This window comes from Spiroplasma endosymbiont of Cantharis lateralis (assembly GCF_964030855.1).
Taxonomy (GTDB): Bacteria; Bacillota_I; Bacilli_A; order Mycoplasmatales; family Mycoplasmataceae; genus Spiroplasma_A.
On record NZ_CAXIQF010000008.1, the window covers coordinates 341,932 to 363,346 of the forward strand.

The window sequence follows — 21,415 nt, forward strand, 5'->3', positions numbered from 1 at the left end:
GTTAAAGGTGGGGAAATTATGCCAATTTTTAGTTTTAAAGGTGTGGATGAAACTCACCTTAAAGAATATTTTAAAAAAATTGATGAGTTAGCTTTAATTATAAATACTGATTCTAAAAAAATAGTTTTTTGAAATGACCCAAGTACTTTAATTGGAAATGGTTATGAAAAAGATACAATTCAAATAAATATTGATTGAATTGCAAGACCTTTAAAACAAGCTGAGGTTGTTAATCATATTCAAAAATTCTTTTCAAAAATATCAAAAAATATATACGTTATATTTAAAGAAATAAATAATTTATTATATATAAATGGAGAAAATAAAAATTAATGAAAATTAGGAATATAGACATAAAAGGTAAAGTATTTTTGGGTCCAATGGCAGGAACTACAAATGCAGCTTTCAGAATTATTTGTAAAGAAAAAGGAGCTTCTTTAGTATATGCTGAGATGGTTAGTACAGAAGGTTTAGTTCATAATAATCAAAAAACTAAAACTATGATTGAGGTTTCTGAATTGGAACATCCAATCACTTTACAAATTTTTGGATTTGATATTGAGTCATTTGTTGAAGGTGCAAAAATTGTTGAAGAATTCTCTGAGTGTGATGTTATAGATATAAATATGGGTTGTCCTGCACCAAAAGTTGCATTAAGAAGTCAAGCAGGAGCAAATTTATTAAAATATCCAGAAAGAGTTGGAGAAGTTATCAAAGCAGTTGTTGAAAATACTTCTAAACCAGTTACTGTAAAAATGAGAATTGGTTGAGATGATGAAAACAGAAATGTGGTTGAACTTGCAAAAATAGCTGAAAAAAATGGAGCAAGTGCTATAGCTGTTCATGGAAGAACAAGAAATCAATTTTATAATGGTAAAGCAGATTGAAGTTGGATTAGAAAAGTAAAAGAGGCAGTTAAAATTCCTGTAATTGGGAATGGTGATGTTTTTGATGGTCCTTCAGCAAAAGCAATGATTGAAGAAACAGGTTGTGATGGAATTATGATTGCAAGAGCAGCACAAGGGAACCCATGAGTTTTTGGAGAAATACAACATTATCTTGATACTGGGGAATTTTTAGAGGGACCAAGTTATCAAGAATGAAAAGCAACAGTGACAAGACATGCAAATATTTTAATTGAAATGCGTGGAGAAGAATTTGCTATTAGAGAAATGAGAAAGCAACTTCTTTGATATTTGGGAACGTTAGGTTCAGATAATAAAATAAAAGAAATGAAAAAAATGGCAACAACTATAGAATCATTAGAAGATATACAAAAAATATTTAAATTTTATGAAGATGGAAACTTAGGAGAATATGAAAATGAGTAATAATTTTGAAAGAAATTTTTCAGAACAAGAAAATATTAGAAGGGAAAAATTAAAAAAACTTATTAATGATAAGAGAGATCCATTTATTGAGAATGAGTTTAATAAAAGTCATTCTATAAATGAACTAAAAGAAAAATTTTCTTCATTTTCAAAAGAGGAATTACAAGAAAAAACAAATATTAAAATATCTACAGCAGGAAGAATAAGACTATTTAGAGAAGCTGGTAAAAAAGCAATTTTTGGAAATATTCAAGATCAAGATAATGCAATACAAATTTATGTAAGGCAAGATGAAATTGGGGAAAAAGAATTTGAGTATTTTAGGGATTTAGACCTTGGTGATATAATTGGAATTGAAGGCATTATGATGAAAACAGATCATGGTGAATTAACAATAAGAGTTAAAAATGCTAAATTACTATCCAAAGCTTTAAAACCTTTGCCAGATAAGCATTTAGGTATTGCAGATATTGAAGAAAAATATAGAAGAAGATATGTTGATTTAATTGTTAACCCTGAATCAAAACAAGTTTTTATCGATAGAACAAAAATTATAAGAACCATTCAATCAATTTTAGATTCTAAAGGTTATATGGAAGTTGAAACTCCAATTTTACAATCTGTAAAAGGTGGAGCAAGTGCAAAACCTTTTGTGACTCATTATAATGCATTAGATAATGAATTCTTTTTAAGAATTGCAACTGAATTGCACTTAAAGAGATGCATTGTTGGTGGATTTGATGGAGTATATGAAATAGGAAGAATTTTTAGAAATGAAGGTATAAGTACAAGACATAATCCTGAATTTACTTCTGTTGAACTTTATGTTGCTTACAAAAATATGGATTTTCTAATGACATTATGTGAGGAACTATTTAAAGAATGTTCAATTGCAGTTAGAGGAACTGCAAAAATTAATTATTCTGGACATGATTTAAACTTAGAAAAACCTTTTAAAAGATGACATATGGTTGATGCAATTAAAGATGTATGTGGTGTAGATTTTTGAAAAAAAATGACTTTTAAAGAAGCATGTACAATTGCAAAAAAACATAATATCAAAGTAGATAAACATCATTTTTCAGTAGGTCATATTATTAATTTATTTTTTGAAGAATTTGTAGAAGAAAAAATAATTGAGCCTACTTTCATTTGAGGACATCCAAAAGAAATATCTCCTCTTTCAAAATTAAATGCAAAAGACCCTAGGTTTACTGATAGATTTGAATTATTTATTATTAATAGAGAATATGCAAATGCATTTGCTGAGTTAAATAATCCAATTGATCAATATGAGAGATTTATTGATCAAATAAAAGAAGCTGATGCAGGAAATGATGAAGCAAATGATATGGATATTGATTTCATAGAAGCTTTAGAATATGGAATGCCTCCAACAGCTGGAATTGGAATTGGAATAGATAGGTTAGTTATGTTATTAACAAATTCTGATTCAATAAAAGATGTTCTACTTTTCCCTCAAATGAAACCAAGGGGTATCTAATGAAATATGGTATTGCTTTAGGTTATGTATCTAAATTAAATTTTAAAGATACTATAGAGGGAATAGAATTTATTAAAGAAAATATATTCTCTTCTTTAAAAAATAAATTTAATTTATTAAATATGTCTAGTGCTCTAATTACAAATAAATCTGTATGACTAAATGATGATTTTCAACAAACAAAGAGACCAATTGATTTTGATATTGTAAGTCAAAATGAATATGGGGAAGTAATACAAGCAAATAATAAATGAAGAAGATATTTTTTAAGAAATCTAGAAAATGATGATAAAACTATAAGAGGAATAATAACTAATTTTACTACAGTTAACAGAGATGTTAATTTAGATAATACAAGCTCTTTAATATATGAAGAAGTTGGTTTAGAAATTCTTGTTGATGAAGTTGACATGGAATTATTAAATAATAAATTGATAGATATTTATAAAATTTTATGTTTTATTGATTTAAAGATAAGTGAGAAGTTTCAAAATTTAAATAGTTTTCACTACTCAAAAACTTTAACATTTATAACTTATGAAAAACTTAGAGAATTATATCCTTTATTAACTTTTACTGAGAGATTAAATAAGTTTGGTAAAGATAATGGTAGCTTTGTAATTCAAAATTATGCAGATAAAATTTTTAATCAAAAAAATATTGGTCAGTTTTCTGAAGATGTTTTTAATTTAAAAACCTATTCTAAACTTTATATTTATAATGGGGAATGTGAAAAATCTATCTCAGTTTCTTATGCAGGATTTCAAGTTGATAGAAAAACCTTAAAAGAGCAAAATTTAATACTGAAAGAAAATAGTAAAATTAATAATGATTATAATCACTTAATTAAATCAAATGAGTTACCATTAACTTTATCTGCAGGTATTTTAATAAATAGAGTTGTTATGACAATTCTTGAGAAGCAACATATTGGAGAAGTTCATTCTTCAATATGAGGTAAGGAATTTATGGAATATTGTAAAATAAATAATATTAATATTTTTTAATCACAACATTGTTGTGATTTTATTTATAATTAGATTGGTGATAAAAAATGATATCTTTAATTATTGTTGCAAATGGTTCAAGTGAAAGATTTGGACAAAATAAAATTTTAGTCAAAATTGGAAATGAGTTATTGATAAATAAAACAATAAGTAGTTTTTATAATATTAAAGAAATTGAAGAGATTATTTTAGTATCAAATAAGGATGTCTTTAATTTAATTAAAGATAAGAAAGTTATTTTAGTTGAAGGTGGAGAAACAAGAGCTGACTCTGTAAAAAAAGGTTTAGAATTAAGTAGAGAAAATTATGTGTTAATTCATGATGGAGCAAGACCTTTTGTGTCTAAAGAACTTATTCAATCAATTATAGAAAATTTAAAAAAATATGATTGCGTAGTTCCTACATTAAAAGTAACAAATTGTTTAAAGTTCATTAAAAATAATAAAATAAAAACTGTTAATAGAGATTTTTATATTCAAACTCAAACACCCCAAGGTTTTAAAACTGAAATAATAAAAAAAGCCTATGGTAAAAAAAATTATAAAAATTTTGATGATTGTCAATTAATTGAAAAACAAAATAATAAAGTTAAATTTATTGATGGTGAAGAAAGTAATATAAAAATTACTTTTAAAAAAGATTTAGAAGGTTCCTTATAAATTCAATCTATGTTTGTAGATAATAAGCGATTATGTCCCAAAATACAAGATTTATCTAATAAATAGATCTTGTATTTTTTCTTTTTCTATCAAAAAAATATCAGTTAGTTGCTTTTCAAGGAGAGTCAATTTTGGGTACTTTAGTAGTTTCAAATTCTTCATTAGATATTGTTTTAACATTTCCATGTAAGCGTTCATCTTCAACTTGAATAAGATTGTAAATGTCATTTCCAATTAATGCATAATTTTTTTTATTTATTGTTTCCATAATCATTACTTTTAACTTTGGTTTAAAGTAAATTGGAGTAAAGCCCTTACATATAAATCACTTATCTTTTTTAAAACTAATACTGTGACCATTATCAATAATTCTTTCACTTCGATAAGAGAAAACAATGTCTTCATCTTGATCAAATTTTCTAGTTACTGATTCTAATTGGTCTAAAGGTATTGAAAAATCTTGATTGTATTCTTGAATAAGATGGGGTAAATAATTATTTAATTGTTCAATATTTTTTAAATCTAAGAGTCTAATTATTTGAGGTCATCTTCTTTGCAATGTTCCAAAAGTTCTTTCAACTAATGCTTTTTCTTGGGGGATTGAAGTTGTTTTTGTATTTACTCCAAGAGAGTGAAAAATAAATTGTAATTGTGTATTTGAAACGCTATCACCAAAGTGATCACGATTATTTTTACTACTAAAAACATTTCTATTATCACTAACATTTAATTTTGGTAAACCGTAATGTTTAAAGACTTTTTTATAGATATTGTAATAACTTTCAGTAGTTTCTTGTTCACTGAAATAACCTGCCAAAATCCTTTTACTAGCTTTATCAATTACAATATGCAAATGACATTTTAAGTTTTTAATCCATTGATGATTTGAAGCATCAGTTTCATAAATTTCTCCAAACTTTACAATTTTCTTTTGCGTAGGATGGGGTTTGCTTGTTATAATTGACTTTGAAAGATACTCGATTGTTAAATTTTCTTGGTTTGCGGCCTTTAAATTTTTACGAATATCTTTTTTTGTTTTTCTGTTAAGAGTCTCAATTAAAATATTTTCTTCTATTAATATGTGCCCAATTGCAGAGTAACTTATTCTCTTTTTTCAATTTAGTTCTCAATAATGTTTAATACTAAAGTCCTAATATTTTGCTTGAAATAATTCAATTATTTCATCTTTAAATATTTGTTGAATTTTATTTACAGGTATTTTATTGGTATTTTTATGAATAAAAACTTTTGCTCCAATCTCTTGATATTCTTTAAGTTTTCTTCTTGTGTGTCTAACACTATAACCTAACTTAAAGGCTGTATTTTTAATAGATTCTTTTTTTTAAAGATAATTCCTTAATTAATCTTAGTTGTTCTTGTTTCATGGTATTTAATAGTAATCCTTTCATAAAACCTCCATTTATTGATTATAAAGGAGGACAAAGTCGCTTGTTAATATGTAGGGACATAATCGCTTATTACTCATAGAAGGTTCCTTATAAATTCAATCTATGTTGAATAAACATTAAATTTTACTATATAATAAATAAGCGAGTTAATTTTTATTAACTCCTTGCCTTTAATTAGGCCAAAAGACCACAAGGAGATAGAATATGATTAGAAAATACGAAATAATGTATATCATTGATCAAGAAGTAACAGATATTAAAGCTGTACAAAAAAAATTACATGACATACTTACTAATAATGGCGGAAAAATTTTAGAATCAGAAGACTGAGGTTTAAAAGATTTTGCATATGTGATTAAGAAAAAGAAAAAAGGTTATTATACTGTTGTAATAGCTGAAACAGATTCTGCAAATATTAATGAATTTGAACGTGTGTCAAGAATTGATAAAAATGTTGTTAGATATCAAGTAATTAATACTGAAAATGAAAAAAGATACATTCAATCAACAAAATTATCAAAAACTGATATGTCTAAATTTAAAGAAGAGAAAAAACCTTCAAGAGGATTCGATAGAAGAATGCCAAGAAGAGATGAAAATAGTAATTCACAAGAATTTAGTGAAACAAAAGTTAATAGAGAAGTAAAAGAAGTAAAAGAAGTAAAACCAAAAGTTGTTGCCAAAACTGAAGATAAAGAAGTAAAACTAACAAAAGCTAAAAAAGAAGCTGCTTAATATATTTGAAGGAGAATTTAAATGAATTCAGTAAATTTAATTGGAAGAATAACAAAGGACCCTGAACTTAGAAGTTCATCAAATGGTAAATCTTTTGTTGCGTTCACATTGGCTGTTAATGAATTTTCTGGTGGTAATCAATTTACACAATTTGTACCATGTTTTGCATGAGAAAAAACAGCAGAAAATCTTGCAAAGTTTGTAAAAAAGGGAGCTCAGATTTCTGTTGAGGGTTCTATTAATGTTAGACAAGAAAATAATAATGGCCAATTTTCGCAAATAGTTACAGTCAGAGCTAATAGAATAGAATTTTTGAGTGGTACTGGAACTTCAAGTAATAACCAATCTGGATCAAATAATTCATTTGAATCAAACCAATCAAAATCATCTACGCAACAAACATCAAATAATTTTGATTTTGATCTAATAGACGATTCAAAATCATCAAATGATGATTCAATTTTATGAGAAGACTAAAAAAGGAGAATAAAAAATGAAAAAATTTGTAAGAAGAAAAAAAGTTAATTTCTTTGCAAAAAACAATATTGATTATATTGATTATAAAGATGTAGATCTTTTAAAAAAATTTATATCAGCTAATGGGCAAATATTGCCAAAAAGAGTAACAGGTACATCACCTAAACATCAAAGAATGTTAGCTATTGCAATTAAAAGAGCAAGAGGAATGGGTTTATTACCTTTTGTTGTTCAATAATAATTTTTCAAACACCAACAAGGTGTTTTTTATTTGTTATAATTATTAAGGTGAAAAAAATGAAAGTAATTCTATTAAGTGATGTAAAAAACTATGGTAAAAAAGATGATGTTGTAAATGTATCTGATGGATATGCAACAAATTTTTTAATTCCAAAGGGTTTAGCAATTGTTGCATCAAAAGGAGATTTAAGCCACTTAAATGTTAGAAAAGTAAAAGAAGAAAAAATTAAAGAGGAAAAAGAAATTGAAGTAAACAATTTAAAGTTAAAGATTGAAGATATTCAATTGAACTTTAAAATAAAAACAAAAGATGGGAAACCCTTTGGCTCAATTTCACTTTCTCAAATTACAGATAGAATTAAAAAAGAATTTCTTATTGATTTAGATAAAAGAAAATTTGAGAAGCATGAAAATATTAATAAGCTTGGTTTATTTTATTTAAAAATTAAGCTTGATTTTAAAATTATTGCGACACTAAAAGTCTTTGTAGAGGGTACAGAATAATGAAAGAAAATATGAATATTAGTATTGAAAGTGTTTTAATTGACTCGGAAAAAGCAGTTTTAGCAATTGCAATGCATTCACCAAAAGCAAGTTTTGATATTTTAACGCAGTTAAATTCAGAAGATTTTAGTTTAGAGAAACATCAAATTATTTTTGAAGCAATAAATACAGTTTCAATTAATAGTCAAAATATAACTATTACAAAACTAGCTGAGTATTTAGAAGATAAAAAGTCACTGGAAAAAGTTGGAGGGGTATCATATTTATCTGATGTATCTGGTTACTTTTATACAGATGAGGGTTTTGAAGATTATGTAGAAATAGTTTTTAAAAATTCAATTGGAAGACAATTAGATAGAGCTTTAATACACATTAAGCAATTAAGAGATAGTAAATCACCTATTGATGAAGTTTTTGTTATTGCTCAGCAAAAAATTCTTAATATAAAAACTGATGTTAAAAAAGATGATGCAACCGAAGTTAAAGAAACTGTAGTTGACGTGATTAAAAAAATTGAAGCATTAGAAAAAAATGGAGGTTTAGTAAATGGGGTCCCATCAGGGTTTTCTGATTTGGATCAAATTACTAATGGATGACAAAAAGGAGATTTTATAATTTTAGCTGCTCGTCCATCAATGGGTAAAACAGCATTTGCTCTTAACTTGGCAGTAAATGCAGCAGAAAGACAAAAAGGTGTGGCATTTTTTTCTTTAGAAATGCCAAAAGAACAATTAGTTCAACGTATATTAAGTTCAATCTCGGGTATAGAATCTAGTTCATTAAGAAATGCTCAAGGGTTAACAACAGAAAAATGGTCTAGAATTACAGCTAGTGGTGAGCAAATAAAAAATATGAATATTGTTATTGATGATACTCCGGGAATTACTGTTTTACAATTGCAATCAAAACTTAGAAAAATGAAAAGAGATTTTGGAGTAGAAATTTGTTTTATTGATTATCTACAATTGATTTCTTCAATGTCAAATAAGTTTGATAGTAGACAAAATGAAGTGGCAACTATATCTAGACATTTAAAAAAAATAGCTAGGGAATTAAATATGCCAATAATTTGTTTATCACAATTATCTCGTAGTGTTGAAAAGAGAGAAGAGAAAACACCATTAATGTCTGATTTAAGGGATAGTGGAGCTATTGAACAAGATGCAGATATAATTATGTTTTTATATAGAGATGCATATTATAAAACAAAAGAATATAATCTTGCTTCTGAAGATCCAACTGATGAAACAGATGTAATAATATCAAAACATCGTAATGGGGCTACAGGAGTTATTAAAGTAAATTTCCTTAGAAGTTATGGTAAATTTATTGATCAGTCTAAAAATTCCTAATGCTTTTTTCCTTCAAATAAGGTAAAATAGAGTAAAGATTTTTTTAAAAGAGGTTTAAATTATGAAAAAGTTATTATCGGTTTTAGGTTCATTACTAGTTGTTGCTCCAAGTATATCAGCTGTTGTATCTTGTGGTATTGAAACAAATCCAATAAAAATTACAATTGATGAAAAGGAAGAATTTAAAATTGCTAATAATAAAATTAACTTTCAAAAACTTTTTGGTAGTGCAGCAACTTTACCCGTTTTAGCTAATTTAATTTTGGAGTCTTTAACTTTTAGTGAAACTAAATATCCAAATATTAAAAAAAGAGAAGAGCAAAAAAAAGTTTTGGGTGAAAAAGGCTTGGGTATGGCGTTAGAAAATCTTTTTATTGATGGTGAAAAAGATTATGTTGAATTTATTGATAATACAATAGATAAACAATCTGATGAATCAGCGTTTAGAAAAGATTATGAAGCTCCAAAAAATTCAAACTTTATTGAAATTAATTATAATTTAGGTATTACTAAATCTGAATTAAGTGAAAATGAAAAGTGAACTGCATCAAATGCTTCAGTATATGAAGCATCAAATGCTTTAACAATGAATACAAAAATAGATTATAAAGATGGTAAGGTTCAAAAAATTCAAGAAAATCAAGATGGAAATAAAAAGAATCTTAAAGATTATATTGAACTTAAATGAAAAGAAAGTAATTACAATAAATACTTTAATGAAGGTGAGTTTAGTAGTTACAAAGATAAAAAAATTTATAATATGACTGATGAAGATGCAAATGAACTTTACACAAAGATTAAAGAATCTCAAAATGAAGAAATGAAAAAGGATTTGGGTGTAAACAGTTTGACTCAAGCACAATTTAAAACATTACATACACAATTAAATAAAGTAGATGAAAAATTTAGAAATGGTATATTAATGCCTGGAAAATTTGATGGCAACTTTGTTCAAAGTGATGCAGAATTTAAACAGTGTAATGCTGAAGATTGTATAGAAGCAAGACATGACATATCAACTGGAGTTGCTTTTTATACTGCAAATGATGGAAAATCAATGCAGGCACAAGTTGTTGGTTCAAAAGAAAATGATAAAAGAACTTTTATTTATGGAAAATCAGATAATGATCAAAAATTAAGTATAGATTTTATATTTAATGCTCCTGGGGATAAAAAAGATTCTAAAGAGAGAAATTATAAATTAAAACTTACTTTGGATAATTTGATTGTGGGTTATCAATTAAATGGAATAGTATTAGAAAAAGGTTTTGATAACGACAATAAAGAAAGAACAGATGAAGTTATCTATTGATATGAACCAAGTATTTATCAGTTTACTGAAGAAGAAATTTTTAGAGCTGGAAATGATGATATATTTAAAGATTTACAAAAGGCAAAGTTAGAAATAGAGACTATTTAATAATAAAAAACGAGAAGGGTGAGGGTCACTATGAATTATTATGTAAAATTTGAAAATGATTTTTTTAATATAGTTGACGGAAGAACAAATCAAGTAGTGGCATCTTTTATTGGTGAATTGGAAGCAAATAAATTTATACAATCTCTTATAAAAACTACTAATAGGGCTATTTCAAATTGACAAAAACCTCAAAGAAATAATTTTTTGTATGACAATAATTTTAGTAGTAAAAAAATTGGTATTCATGAAGATCCATTTCAATTAAAATTAGGACAATCAGCTCCTTATGGTGTTTCTAATAAATATTTAAATGAAAATAGAGGGTCAAATACTCAACCAGTTAACAACGTACAAAATGGTATTCCTCAACAAAATTGTGAAAAAAGTCAAGTTCCAAGTATTGTACAGAATTTTATTCAATCACCATATCCAAATATGCAACAACCAACTTTTTATAATCCAAATATGCAACAACCACCTTTTGGATATCCAAATATGCAACAACCTTCATATCCTACATATAATGGGCCAACACAAAATTTTGGAATTATGAACGGTCAAAGTAGTGTACCTTTTGCACCATTTCAAAATGGGGGTTATGTTGCTGATTCTTCAAACTTTAATAATCAAATGTATAATCAAAATAATAATGAGAATAACAAAATAAATAATGAAGATTCTAACTCTAAAATATTATCAGGTCAGATAAATAATCTTTCTGATCAATTGCTAAACTTAAGCGGTCAAGTAAATAGTATTTCTGGTAAATTAAGAAATGATGAAAATAATAACATTGAAAATAATAGAGAATCTGAAATTAAGAACATATATTTTGAAGAACCTAATGAAAAGATTAATAACTTCTTAAATATCAATGAACAAAGTATGAATGAATCTATTGGAAATTCTAAGCATAATTTATTTAGTAATAAAAAGTTTGAGGACAGATATAAGCAAGAGAAGATAAATGAATTTGAAGATAGATATGAGCAAGCAAAGATAAAGGAATTTGAAAATAAATCTCAGCTTGAAGATAAATATCAATTTAAAGATAAATATCAATTTGAAGATAAACAAGAAGTAGAACAAAATAATGAAGAAGATTTTAAATTTGGATTTAATGATAATACTATTTCAATTGATTCAAGTTTGTTTGAAGAAGATAAATTAGGAGCTATTATTCAAGAAAATAAAGCTTTTATTAATAATACTGATGATGATAGCTTAGGGGAAGTTTCTGCATATAAAGACTTAACAAGCTTTAATACTTTTAGAAATAATAGTGAAAGTGTAATTGAGCAAGAAAATATTAATTTAGAAGATGACTTACAAATAGTTAATCAGGATTTTATTGATAAGCAAAATAAAAAAGCTAAAATTAATGGACTTGATGATTTACCTGAAGTAAATGCAGATTTCGAAGAAACTCCAACTTTATATTTAAGTGAAGTAGCTAGTGAATTAATTAAAGAACATCAAGAGCAAAAAAATGGAAAAGAAATAATTGATCAAATTCCTGAAGAGGAAAAAGTATTTGGATTAGATGATTTACCAGAAACAAGTAAAAATATTACTATTGGTGATGATGACTCTGAGGAATTTGAAAAAAAAGCAATAACAGAAATATACCAAAAGAATTTAATTCCAGAGAATAATTTATTGAAAAAGAGAGATCCAAATGTAATAGACTTAGGACCTGTTAATGAAGATGATGAAATATTTTCAACTCCAAGAAGAGATGCAGAATTAGAAGATTTAGATAATATTTCTCTTTCAAAAAAAGAAAAAAAAGAACTAAGAAGAATTAAAAGAAGAGAAGAAAACTCTAGAAAGAAATATGAAAAGCTACTTAAATAATGAATATATTAAAAGAATTACCAAAAGAGTGAATTGATTTATTTTCAGATAAAGATATTATTAAAGACATTGAAAATATTCTTAATAAGATTGAAAGTTTTGAAAATATATATCCTGAAAAGGATGATATTTTTAGAGTTTTTAAATTAATTAAACCAAAAGATATTAAGGTCATTATTATAGGACAGGATCCCTATCATGGCAAAAAACAAGCAAACGGGATTGCTTTTAGTGTATCTAATAGTGTTAGGACTCCCCCAAGTTTAAAGAATATTTTTAAAGAATTAAAAAGTGATTTAGACATTGATCATTTTCAAAATAATGACTTATCAAATTGAGTTAAACAAGGTGTTTTTTTAATTAACTCTTCTCTTACTGTTGAAAAGGGCTTACCAAATTCTCATAAAGATTTAGGATGAGATAAACTAATTTTAAAAATTTTAAATGAAATCAATAATCTTAATGAAAATATTATTTATTGTTTATGGGGAAATTTTGCAAAAAAACTATATAATAGTCTTGTATGTAAAAATGAGAAGAAAATTATTTTTTCTGCTCATCCCTCACCATTTAGTTTTAAAAGGGGATTTGAAAATAGTAAACCATTTTCAAAAATAAACTCAATGTTGAAAAATAATAATGAAGAAAAAATTTATTGAGAAGACTAAGGAGCAATAATATGAATAACATTAGTAAATGGTTATTAGAGGGAAATAATATGGCCTATGCAATGTCTGCATTTATAGGTTTCTTTATTGCTGTCTATTTCTTTTATAATGCAATATCATATTGAGTTCTTAAAGAAAGATATCATGGTATAAGATTTACTACAAAAAACATTGCCTATATAACAATGTTTACAGCTATAAATGTAAGTGTTACTGTTGTTATTTCATTAACACTGCCAATAACTGTATTTCCACCAATTAGAATTGCCTTTGAAGGTGTTATGGTAAAAATAACTGGTTTTATTTTTGGACCAATTATTGGAGTTTTAGTAGCACTTATAACAGAAGTCTTAGTAATGATTTTTGTTCCATCATTTATACACCCTGCATTTATAATTGTAATAATCTGTTATGGTTTTATTGCAGGTATTGGATCAAGTTTTTTAAGATTAGGTAAAGGATATAATTGAGTACCAGTAGCTTTAATTAATTTATTTTTAATATTGTTTGCAATTTTTATTGTATATGTAATTAGCGCATATCCTGAGGGTGAATCAATAAAAATTTTAAGTTTTGAAGTATCTAAGGAAGTTTATAAGTGAATTTTTTTAGGCTCAATAATTGTTTGTCTTGCTTTATTTTGAGTTATTTATTTTGTTCTTCTCATTCGAGGGCAAAGGAAGACATTACATGTACTACTCCCAATAATACTTTTTGCAACGGCTTCAGAATATCTAGTAACAGCTGTTATTTCGGCTTGGGGAGATGCTGGTTTTTTAGGAATACCATCAGAAGGTGGATATACAGCAATGTTTATTGGAAGACTTATTCAAGCACCATTAAAAATAATATTTAATTCAGCAGTTTTATATTTAACCTATAAAGCTGTAGCTCCGTTAATTAAGAGAGATAGATAATTTAACCTAGAGGTAAAAGTAAATGAAATTATATGATTCTTTAAAAAGGGAATTTACTGAAATTAATGTGCCTAAATTTTGTATTTATACTTGTGGACCAACAGTTTATGATTATATTCACATTGGTAATGCAAGACCATTAATTCTAACTGATATTATTGTTAGATACTTAGAATATAAGGAAATAAAGTATAAATACCTTTTAAATATCACAGATATTGATGACAAAATAATTCAAAAGGCAGCTGAGCAAAATATTACAGAAGAAGATCACGCCCAAATATATGCGGATGCTTTTTTTAATGACCTTAAAAACCTAAATATAAAAAGTCCTACTTTAATAACACCGATTTCTTCAAAAATAAGTGAAATCCTAATTTTTATTGATGATTTAATAAAAAAAGGATTTGCTTATGAAAAAAAAGGAAATGTTTATTTTGATATTGGTCAATGAAACGGTGAATATGGAGCTTTATCAAATCAAAATATTAATAATCTAAATATGGGTGAAAGAATTGAAATCGATGAGAATAAAAAAAATCCCCAAGATTTTATTCTTTGAAAAAAGACTAAAACTGGCAAAAAATGATTATCTAAATGAGGTTTTGGAAGACCCGGATGACATACTGAATGTGCACTTTTAATAGATGATTTTTTTAAAGATACAATTGATATTCATGTTGGAGGAATTGATTTAAAATTCCCCCATCATGAAAATGAAAGAATTCAATATATGGCAAAAAACTCAAAAGAGTTATCTAATATCTGACTACACAATGGTCACTTGTCAATTGATGATATTAAGATGTCTAAATCTCTAAAAAATACAATTCTTGTAAAAGATTATTTAGAGGAAAATGGAGTTAATTCACTAAGATATATCTTTTTGAACTCAAATTATACACAACCTTTAAATATCAATCAAGATTTGATTAACCAATCAATTGACTGAGTAACAAAAGTTGAAGCTTTATTAAGAACAGTTAATTGAGGTACGGCAATTGGAGAAGTAGTATTAATAAATGAAACTCCAATTGATGAGGATTTTAACTCATATAAATTTATTACAAATTTTGAGTCTTTATTAGATGATGACTTAAACACACCAATGGTAATTTCTCTTATTGATGAAATGTGTAAAAATATTAATATTCAAATTAAAAATAAGAGAGTTGATTTAACTTATAAAAAATTATTAAAAATAATAAAGGTCTTGGGATTTAATTTTGATATTAAAAAATTAGATAAAAAAGACATTGAAAAAATAAAAGAGTGAAAATTATTAATATATCAGAAAAAGTTTGACAAAGCAGATAAATTGAGAGAAACTCTTAAACAGGGGAATATCATTTAATGAAAAACTATATTTATGGAAAAAATGCAGTTGAAAATACAATAAAAAACTTCTTAATTGAAATTAAGCAAGTTTTTATTTTAAAAGGAAGCTCATTTAATCCAGAGATCTTTAGTATCATAAAACAAAATAATTTGGAATGACATTCTTTGGAAAGGCAAGAGTTTAACTCACTAATAAAAGAGGGAGTCAATCATCAAGGATTAATTGCACAAGTAAGAGACTTCAATTATCTTGAATTAAAGGATTTCTATAATAATTCAAAATTAAAACAAAAAGTTTTAATTTTAGACAAAATACAAGATCCACAGAATTTTGGATCAATAATTAGAACAGCTAGTCTTTTTGGAGTTGATGGGATTATTATACAAGAATCCAATCAAGTTCAAGTTACACCAGCAGTTATGAAAGCGTCTGCAGGAACAATTTACAATGTACCGATCATCAAAGTTAGTAATCTTAAGTCTGCAATAAGCAGTCTAAAAGACAGGGGATTTTGGATATATAGTTCTCATTTAAGTGAGAATAGTAAATCCATTGGGGAAATTGATTTTGATAATAAGTCAGTAGTAATTATAGGGAATGAGGGAAATGGAATTGGAAGTAAAATAATAGAAATGTCTGATTTTACTTTTAAAATTGAAACTAATAACGTGATTGACTCGTTAAATGTTTCTGTTGCAACAGGAATAATCCTTTTTGAATTATCTAAAAAATAGATTTTGAAAGGAAAAACAAATGCCAAATCAATATGGCGCGGTAGACGCAATTAAAGAAAGTATAAGAATAGAATTTGAAAATGATATTTCTGAAAAAGAATTAGTACATTTTCAAAAATCCGTAATAAAAATTATCAATACAGAACATATTAAGTTAGGTTATCTCCAATTGGATAAAGATGATTTTACATCTCATGTTTTTTTTGCTCTTAAAGAGATTAAAAACAAATTTGATATAAATAGAAAAGTGCCTCTATTAGCATATGCAAATTTTATAATAAAAAGACGTATCTTAGATTATGCAAAATATCTTAAAAGAGATAAAAGAAAAATAACTTTATTGATAATAAACTCATTTAGAAGTGGACTTACAGAAGAAGGCCAAACTTTTATAGATAGAGATATAGATAGATTTTCTTTACAAAAATATAATGATGAGCAAAAAAATATTTATATAAGAGAGACTTTAAAACATTTTATTAAGTATGAGTGTGTAACAACAGAGGCAAATATGGCAAAAATGTTGTATAAAGGATATAACCAAAAAGAGATTATTGAGAAATTAAAGATTAAAAGAAAAGATTTTTTAGAGTTTAAAGAAAAACTAAAAAATCTTTTTAAGGGTTTTATTAAAGATACTTCTAATATATAATATGTAGGAAAAGAAGAGAGTGTTTTCATGCCACAATCAAAAAAAAAGGTTATACTAGTTTGTAGTGAATGTCTTTCAAGAAATTATACTATTCAAAAAAGTACTATTTCTCAGAGAGAAAGACTGCAAATTAAAAAACATTGTATTACTTGTAATGCACATGTTTTACATAAGGAGACAAGATAAACATGTCTGATAAAAATAATTCTAAAGAGCAAAAAGCTCAGGAAAAATTGAAAAAAATTCAGGACAAAAAAACTCAAAAGGATAGTAAAAAAACTCAAAAAACTCAAAAAAAAGAGGAATTTACTAAATTATTTAATGAGTTTGAAGGGCATGATGGAACACAAGAAGGAAAAATCAAAGCAGCTAAAAAAAGAAAAGTAAAAAAAGAAAAAGAAAAAATAAATTATAAATTAGCTATAAAAGAAGCTCCTATTAAATTCTTGAAAGAAGTAAATAAAATTCAATGATCTTCAAGAAAAAATTTGGGAACTAAGTTTCTATGAGTTATAATATTTATTGCAATATTTGGAGTATTCTTTTTCTTTGTTGACTGAGGTTTTCAAAGCTTATTTGAACTTATTAAAATTATCTAAAAGGAGATTATCATGGAACAACGCTTATTTGAATTAGAAGATGAATTAGCATCTTATAAAGGACAATGATTTGTAATTAATTGTAATAGTGGACACGAAGATCGTGTTAGAACTGACTTACTTCAAAAAATTGAAACATCAGGATTAGAGGATAGAATATTCGATATTAGAATTTCAAAAGGACCTGTTGTAGGAAAAAATAATAAAATTAATGAAAAAAATAAATTTCCAGGATATCTGTTCATAAATATGAATATGACTGATGAAACTTGATTTATTGTAAGAAATACTCCAGGAGTAACTGGTTTCATTGGTTCATCAGGTAAAGGTGCAAAACCATTACCATTAACAGTTGAAGAAGTTTCAAGAATGTTAGAACAAAATAGTCAACAAGATAAAAGTGAAAAAACATCAAAAGGTAATGCAAATCAACCTAAAAAGGAAAAAGTGTTGTTTACTGCGAAATTCAATACAAAAGAAGTTGTTAGAGTAAAAGACGGTCCTTTTGCAGGTACCGAAGGACAAGTAATGGAGATGGATTTCGAAAAAGGAATTGCCGTTGTTAATATTGAATTGTTTGGAAGAATTACACAAACAGAATTTGAATTTTCAAATTTAGAAAAAGCATATATTGATTAATTTGAACTTTGTTTTATACAAAGTTCTTTTATTTTCTTGTATGATTATTTCATGAGGTAAAAATATATGAAAATAATAGAATTTGAAATAATTTTAAGGGATGGCAGAAAAATGCAAGCTCAAATGTTTCCAGATTTAGCACCACTTACAGTTAAAAATTTTGTAAGTTTAATTCAAGAAAAATATTTCAATGGTCTAGTTTTTCACAGAGTTATAAAAGATTTTATGATTCAAGGTGGAGGAATGGATATTGAAATGAATGAGAAGGGTGGTTAAAACCAATTAAGGGAGAATTCTCAATTAATGGATGAAATAAGAATACATCTACTTTAAAACACACTCCTGGAGTTTTATCAATGGCAAGAACAAATGATATGAATAGTGCAAATAGTCAATTTTTTATTGTAACAGGTGATGCAAGTTTTCTAGATGGACAATATGCATCATTTGGAAAGTTATCTAATGAAGAAAGTTTAAAAGTAGCATTGGAAATTAGTAATAGTGAAACAACAACACATGGCTTTCATGAAGATGTACCAGTAGAGCAAATTGTTATAGAAACGATGAATCTTATTTAGTAAAAAGAGATTGTAGATAATAAGCGATTATGTCTCAAAATACAAGATTTATCTAATAAATAGATCTTGTATTTTTTCTTTTTCTATCAAAAAAATATCAGTTAGTTGCTTTTCAAGGAGATTCAATTTTGGGTATTTTGGTAGTTTCAAATTCTTTATCAGATAGTGTTTTCATACTTCCATGTAAACGTTCATCTTCAACTTGAATAAGATTGTAAATGTCATTTCCAATTAATGCATAATACTTTTTATTTACAGTTTCCATAACCATTACTTTTAACTTTGGCTTAAAGTAAATTGGAGTAAAGCCCTTACATATAAATCACTTATTTTTTTTAAAACTAATACTATGACCATTATCAATAATTCTTTCACTTCGATAAGAGAAAACAATATCTTCATCTTGATCAAATTCTCTAGTTACTGATTCTAATTGGTCTAAAGGGATTGAAAAATCTTGATTGTATTCTTGAATAAGATGAGGTAAATAATTATTTAACTGATCAATATTTTTTAAATTTAAGAGTCTAATTATTTGAGGTCATCTTCTTTGCAATGTTCCAAAAGTTCTTTCAACTAATGCTTTTTCTTGGGGGATTGAAGTTGTTTTTGTATTTACTCCAAGAGAGTGAAAAATAAATTGTAATTGTGTATTTGAAACGCTATCACCAAAGTGATCACGATTATTTTTACTACTAAAAACATTTCTATTATCACTAACATTTAATTTTGGTAAACCGTAATGTTTAAAGGTTTTTTTATAGATATTGTAATAGCTTTCAGTAGTTTCTTGTTCACTGAAATAGCCTGCCAAAATCCTTTTACTAGCTTTATCAATTACAATATGCAAATGACATTTTAAGTTTTTAATCCATTGATGATTTGAAGCATCAGTTTCATAGATTTCTCCAAACTTTACAATTTTCTTTTGAGTAGGATGGGGTTTGCTTGTTATAATTGATTTTGAAAGATACTCGCTTGTTAAATTTTCTTGGTTTGCTGCCTTTAAATTTTTACGAATATCTTTTTTTGTTTTTCTGTTAAGAGTATCAATTAAAATATTTTCTTCTATTAATATGTGTCTAATTGCAGAATAGCTTATTTTGCTTTTTCAATTTCTTTCTCAATAATGTTTAATACTAAAGTCATAATATTTAGTTTGAAATAATTCAATTATTTCATCTTTAAATAACTGTGAAATTTTATTTATAGGTATTTTATTGGTATTTTTATGAATAAAAGATTTTGCTCCAATCTCTTGATATTCTTTAAGTTTTCTTCTTGTGTGTCTAACACTATAACCTAATTTATAGGCTGTATTTTTAATAGATTCTTTTCTTAAAGATAAGTCTTTAATTAATCTTAGTTGTTCTTGTTTCATGGTATTTAATATTAGTCCTTTCATAAAACCTCCATTTATTGATTATAAAGGAGGACAAAGTCGCTTGTTAATATGTAGGGACATAATCGCTTATTACTCATAACGATGAATCTTATTTAGTAAAAAGAGATTCATTTTACTTTTAAATTATGTTATTATTAATTATGGCAGATTTTAATTGTGGAAGTAAGATAAGCAAATGCATATCATTACGTTAGGACCACAGCGAAAACAGGAGGTGTTGTTCGTGGCAAAAAGAATCACACGTATAGCAAAATTAGAATTTATGGCAATGCAAGCAAAACCAGGTGCAGAATTAGCTTCACTTGGAATTAACATGCCTCAATTCACACAACAATTTAATGATGCCACTAAAGATAGAGCTGGAGAAGTAGTACCTGTAGTTATTACAGCTTATGATGATAAATCTTTTGATTTCATTTTAAAAACTACTCCAGCAGCATTTATGTTAAAAAAGGCTGCAGGAATTGCTAAAGGATCATCAAAATCAGGAACTGAAACTGTTGCAACTATTACAGCAGAAGATGTTAAAAAAATTGCTGAGTATAAAATGGTTGATTTAAATGCAAATACAATTGATGCAGCAATGAGAATTATTGAAGGTTCAGCAAGAAACATGGGTATTAAAGTTACTGGAATGCCAGAAAAAGAAGGTAAATAATAATGGCAAAATTAAGTAAAAAATTAAAAGCTGTTAACCAAAAAGTTGATAAAACTAAACTATACCCAATTGTAGAAGCTATTAAATTAGTAAAAGAAACTTCAGTTACTAAATTTGACTCAACTGTGGAAATTGCATTTAACTTAAATGTAGATCCAAGACATGCAGACCAACAAATAAGAGGGGCTATTGTAATGCCTGGTGGAACTGGTAAAACTCAAAAAGTTTTAGTTCTAACAAAAACAAAGATTAAAGAAGCTGAAGATGCAAAAGCAGATTTTGTAGGAGCAGAAGATTTAATTCAAAAAATTGCAAAAGAAAACTGATTTGATTTTGATATTATTGTTGCAACACCAGAAATGATGGCTGAATTAGGTAAAATTGGTAAAATCTTAGGACCAAAAGGATTGATGCCAAACCCTAAAACAGGAACAGTAACAATGGATATTGCAAAAGCATTAGACGAAATTAAAAAAGGTAAAGTTGAATATAGAACTGATAAAGAGGGAAATGTTCACTCAATATTAGGAAAAGTTTCATTTAATGAAGATAATTTAATGAAAAACTATACAGCTATTTTAGATGTAATAAAAAAAGCAAAACCAGCAGCTGTAAAGGGAACATATATTAAAAATATATCTCTTTCAACAACTATGGGACCTGGAATTAAAGTGCTTATTGAAAATTAGTAAAATCTCACATTTGTGAGATTTTTATTTTTTTATTTTATA

25 protein-coding genes and 1 pseudogene are annotated in these 21,415 nt (G+C 26.3%); 24 read left to right on the forward strand and 2 right to left on the reverse strand.

From position 1 onward, the window contains the following. Positions 1-18 precede the first annotated feature (18 nt). Genes AAHM99_RS03875 through AAHM99_RS03895 form a run of 5 tightly spaced genes read left to right on the forward strand, consistent with a single transcriptional unit; the run spans position 19 to position 4,501 of the window. Positions 19-333 (forward strand): DUF1904 family protein, encoded by a 315-nt coding sequence (locus AAHM99_RS03875; protein WP_342275399.1) that lies wholly within the window; start codon positions 19-21, stop codon positions 331-333. Then, positions 333-1,331, forward strand: a complete 999-nt coding sequence (dusB, locus tag AAHM99_RS03880; protein ID WP_342275400.1) for a tRNA dihydrouridine synthase DusB — start codon at positions 333-335, stop codon at positions 1,329-1,331. Before AAHM99_RS03875 ends, dusB begins: the two co-directional genes overlap by 1 nt. Next, entirely contained in the window at positions 1,324-2,835 is a 1,512-nt protein-coding gene (lysS, locus tag AAHM99_RS03885) for a lysine--tRNA ligase (protein WP_342275401.1), read from the forward strand. Before dusB ends, lysS begins: the two co-directional genes overlap by 8 nt. Beyond that, positions 2,835-3,842: a hypothetical protein gene (locus AAHM99_RS03890; RefSeq protein ID WP_342275402.1), complete on the forward strand. Its 1,008-nt coding sequence runs from the start codon at positions 2,835-2,837 to the stop codon at positions 3,840-3,842. The genes lysS and AAHM99_RS03890 overlap by 1 nt, the downstream gene beginning before the upstream one ends. Before the next feature lie 47 nt (positions 3,843-3,889). Then, on the forward strand, positions 3,890-4,501 hold the full coding sequence (locus tag AAHM99_RS03895; RefSeq protein WP_342275403.1) for an IspD/TarI family cytidylyltransferase: 612 nt from the start codon (positions 3,890-3,892) through the stop codon (positions 4,499-4,501). A 55-nt stretch (positions 4,502-4,556) separates the two neighbouring features. On the opposite strand, the pseudogene AAHM99_RS05670 reads toward AAHM99_RS03895, so the two are convergent. After that, positions 4,557-5,910 (reverse strand): annotated as a pseudogene (locus AAHM99_RS05670) (transposase family protein). Between the two features lie 204 nt (positions 5,911-6,114). Between AAHM99_RS05670 and rpsF the strand changes: the two are divergent. The 17 genes from rpsF to AAHM99_RS03985 all read left to right on the forward strand — a co-directional run bounded on the left by rpsF (position 6,115) and on the right by AAHM99_RS03985 (position 18,621). Further along, entirely contained in the window at positions 6,115-6,645 is a 531-nt protein-coding gene (gene rpsF, locus AAHM99_RS03905) for a 30S ribosomal protein S6 (RefSeq protein WP_342275405.1), read from the forward strand. A 21-nt stretch (positions 6,646-6,666) separates the two neighbouring features. After that, positions 6,667-7,122, forward strand: coding sequence for a single-stranded DNA-binding protein (locus tag AAHM99_RS03910; protein ID WP_342275406.1), 456 nt, complete (start codon positions 6,667-6,669; stop codon positions 7,120-7,122). Between the two features lie 16 nt (positions 7,123-7,138). Next, a complete protein-coding gene (rpsR, locus tag AAHM99_RS03915; protein ID WP_053945715.1) occupies positions 7,139-7,360 on the forward strand; it encodes a 30S ribosomal protein S18 in 222 nt (73 codons plus the stop codon). A gap of 59 nt (positions 7,361-7,419) precedes the next feature. Next, entirely contained in the window at positions 7,420-7,866 is a 447-nt protein-coding gene (gene rplI, locus AAHM99_RS03920; protein ID WP_342275407.1) for a 50S ribosomal protein L9, read from the forward strand. Continuing rightward, entirely contained in the window at positions 7,866-9,218 is a 1,353-nt protein-coding gene (gene dnaB / locus AAHM99_RS03925) for a replicative DNA helicase (protein ID WP_339029926.1), read from the forward strand. Before rplI ends, dnaB begins: the two co-directional genes overlap by 1 nt. Before the next feature lie 61 nt (positions 9,219-9,279). After that, on the forward strand, positions 9,280-10,638 hold the full coding sequence (locus AAHM99_RS03930) for a Vmc-like lipoprotein signal peptide domain-containing protein (protein ID WP_342275408.1): 1,359 nt from the start codon (positions 9,280-9,282) through the stop codon (positions 10,636-10,638). 30 nt (positions 10,639-10,668) lie between these two features. Then, positions 10,669-12,495, forward strand: coding sequence for a hypothetical protein (locus AAHM99_RS03935; RefSeq protein WP_342275409.1), 1,827 nt, complete (start codon positions 10,669-10,671; stop codon positions 12,493-12,495). Beyond that, positions 12,495-13,163: a uracil-DNA glycosylase gene (locus tag AAHM99_RS03940; protein WP_342275410.1), complete on the forward strand. Its 669-nt coding sequence runs from the start codon at positions 12,495-12,497 to the stop codon at positions 13,161-13,163. The genes AAHM99_RS03935 and AAHM99_RS03940 overlap by 1 nt, the downstream gene beginning before the upstream one ends. An 11-nt stretch (positions 13,164-13,174) precedes the next feature. Continuing rightward, entirely contained in the window at positions 13,175-14,080 is a 906-nt protein-coding gene (locus AAHM99_RS03945) for a hypothetical protein (protein ID WP_342275411.1), read from the forward strand. Between the two features lie 22 nt (positions 14,081-14,102). Beyond that, the gene (cysS, locus tag AAHM99_RS03950) at positions 14,103-15,434 is read left to right on the forward strand and encodes a cysteine--tRNA ligase (protein ID WP_342275412.1); all 1,332 of its coding nucleotides are present in this window, start codon (positions 14,103-14,105) and stop codon (positions 15,432-15,434) included. Continuing rightward, positions 15,434-16,153: a 23S rRNA (guanosine(2251)-2'-O)-methyltransferase RlmB gene (rlmB, locus tag AAHM99_RS03955; protein ID WP_342275413.1), complete on the forward strand. Its 720-nt coding sequence runs from the start codon at positions 15,434-15,436 to the stop codon at positions 16,151-16,153. Before cysS ends, rlmB begins: the two co-directional genes overlap by 1 nt. 19 nt (positions 16,154-16,172) lie before the next feature. Then, a complete protein-coding gene (locus AAHM99_RS03960; RefSeq protein ID WP_342275414.1) occupies positions 16,173-16,805 on the forward strand; it encodes a hypothetical protein in 633 nt (210 codons plus the stop codon). A gap of 27 nt (positions 16,806-16,832) precedes the next feature. Next, complete coding sequence (rpmG, locus tag AAHM99_RS03965) at positions 16,833-16,991, forward strand: 50S ribosomal protein L33 (protein ID WP_020835970.1); 159 nt, start codon at positions 16,833-16,835, stop codon at positions 16,989-16,991. A gap of 2 nt (positions 16,992-16,993) precedes the next feature. Continuing rightward, positions 16,994-17,404: a preprotein translocase subunit SecE gene (secE, locus tag AAHM99_RS03970; protein ID WP_342275415.1), complete on the forward strand. Its 411-nt coding sequence runs from the start codon at positions 16,994-16,996 to the stop codon at positions 17,402-17,404. A gap of 12 nt (positions 17,405-17,416) precedes the next feature. After that, positions 17,417-18,043, forward strand: coding sequence for a transcription termination/antitermination protein NusG (nusG, locus tag AAHM99_RS03975; RefSeq protein ID WP_342275416.1), 627 nt, complete (start codon positions 17,417-17,419; stop codon positions 18,041-18,043). Between the two features lie 66 nt (positions 18,044-18,109). Beyond that, positions 18,110-18,319, forward strand: a complete 210-nt coding sequence (locus AAHM99_RS03980; RefSeq protein WP_342275417.1) for a peptidylprolyl isomerase — start codon at positions 18,110-18,112, stop codon at positions 18,317-18,319. An 80-nt stretch (positions 18,320-18,399) separates the two neighbouring features. Beyond that, positions 18,400-18,621: a peptidylprolyl isomerase gene (locus tag AAHM99_RS03985; RefSeq protein ID WP_425288801.1), complete on the forward strand. Its 222-nt coding sequence runs from the start codon at positions 18,400-18,402 to the stop codon at positions 18,619-18,621. A 52-nt stretch (positions 18,622-18,673) separates the two neighbouring features. Here AAHM99_RS03985 and AAHM99_RS03990 read toward each other — a convergent pair whose 3' ends face one another. After that, a complete protein-coding gene (locus AAHM99_RS03990; RefSeq protein ID WP_342275384.1) occupies positions 18,674-20,026 on the reverse strand; it encodes a hypothetical protein in 1,353 nt (450 codons plus the stop codon). 223 nt (positions 20,027-20,249) lie between these two features. Here AAHM99_RS03990 and rplK point away from each other — a divergent pair, with 223 nt between their 5' ends. Then, entirely contained in the window at positions 20,250-20,684 is a 435-nt protein-coding gene (gene rplK, locus AAHM99_RS03995; RefSeq protein WP_339029908.1) for a 50S ribosomal protein L11, read from the forward strand. A 2-nt stretch (positions 20,685-20,686) separates the two neighbouring features. After that, positions 20,687-21,373: a 50S ribosomal protein L1 gene (gene rplA / locus AAHM99_RS04000; RefSeq protein ID WP_342275418.1), complete on the forward strand. Its 687-nt coding sequence runs from the start codon at positions 20,687-20,689 to the stop codon at positions 21,371-21,373. Positions 21,374-21,415: the final 42 nt, after the last annotated feature.